Annotated in this window: 1 protein-coding gene and 1 pseudogene; both read right to left on the bottom strand. The window is 75.1% G+C overall.

All coding sequences use genetic code 11. The features are described from left to right. A partial coding sequence (locus DKL51_RS32930) for a bifunctional adenosylcobinamide kinase/adenosylcobinamide-phosphate guanylyltransferase (protein WP_148097926.1) occupies positions 1-592 on the bottom strand: 592 nt, incomplete at its 3' end. A gap of 96 nt (positions 593-688) precedes the next feature. Further along, positions 689-1,171 (bottom strand): annotated as a pseudogene (locus DKL51_RS32925) (hypothetical protein); the annotation flags it as partial.

Genomic DNA, 1,171 nt, shown 5'->3' with positions numbered 1-1,171 from the left:
GGCCCGGACCGGCCTGCGCCGGCACGGTGGCCGCACGTGGCGCGGCGCCCGGCTTCAGCCAGCTCGGCTGGCCGGCGACCACCAAGACCACCGCGTCGCAGGCGTCGGCCACCGCGCGGTTGGTCGCGCCCAGCGCGTCGGTGAACGCCCGACCGAGCGGGGTGGTCGGCACCAGGGAGAGCCCCACCTCCGGGCTGACCAGCACGAGCCGGGCCCCACTCGACCGGACCGCCGCCGCCAGCTCCTCGATGGTGGCCGTGTCGTCGGCTGGCTGGTGGGCCGGGTCGAGCAGGACGGTCACCCAGCCGCCGAGGTCATCGACGAGCAGCGTCTCGTCCGGCGCCGCGGCGGCGATGACGTCGGCCAGCCGGCGCGGGTCGCCGGCGGTCTCCTCGGTGGTCCAGCTCCCCGGCCGCCGGGCGCGGTGCGCGGCCAACCGGGTGGCCCACTCGGTGTCTTCCGGGTCGCCCTCGGGCGCGGTGGCCACGTAGCGGACCGTCGGCGCGTCAACGACCAGCGATTCCGCGAACTCGGATTTGCCGGACCGGATACCGCCGAGCACCAGGAGCGTGTTCCACCCGTCAACGGACATGCCCGTACCTTAAAGCCGCCCGGCGGGTCGCCGCCCGCCGCCCCGTACGCCGTCCAACGGGTGGAGCGGCGTACGGGGCGGGTCGTGCGGGTCGGGTCAGCCGCAGTGTTCGAACGGGCTGCCGTAGCTGGCTCCGCCGGTCGAGCCGCCCCACTTCACGCAGGCCGCGGCGGCGCTGGCCCGGACCGGCCCGGCGTAGTACTGGAACGCCCCGCTGTCGGTGCTGCGGGTCTTCCCCTGCACCTCCAGGTACGCCGACACGGTGGTGGCCCGGCCGACGTTGGTGTCCTTCAGGGTGACCACGCAGTTGTACCCGTTCCCGGTGTTGTAGAGCAGGTACACCCGCCCCTGCCGAATCCCGTTCGCGGTCAGCGTGGCCGAGTCGATCACCTGGTAGCCGCTGCCGCACACCTGGGTGGCCGTGTACGGGTTGGCCTTCTCCGGGGCGCTGGTGGTGGCCGTCGTCGTCGGCGCTGCGGTGGTTCCGCCGGTCGGCCGGGTCGTTCGCCGGCAGCGGGCTGGCCCCGACGTCACCGGACGTGCCCGCGCTGAGGTCGGCCGGGCCGGAGGGGGCCGGCC

It is taken from the genome of Micromonospora globispora, assembly GCF_003857015.1.
Taxonomy (GTDB): domain Bacteria; phylum Actinomycetota; class Actinomycetes; order Mycobacteriales; family Micromonosporaceae; genus Micromonospora; species Micromonospora globispora.
This window is presented reverse-complemented; position numbering and strand designations above follow the sequence as displayed.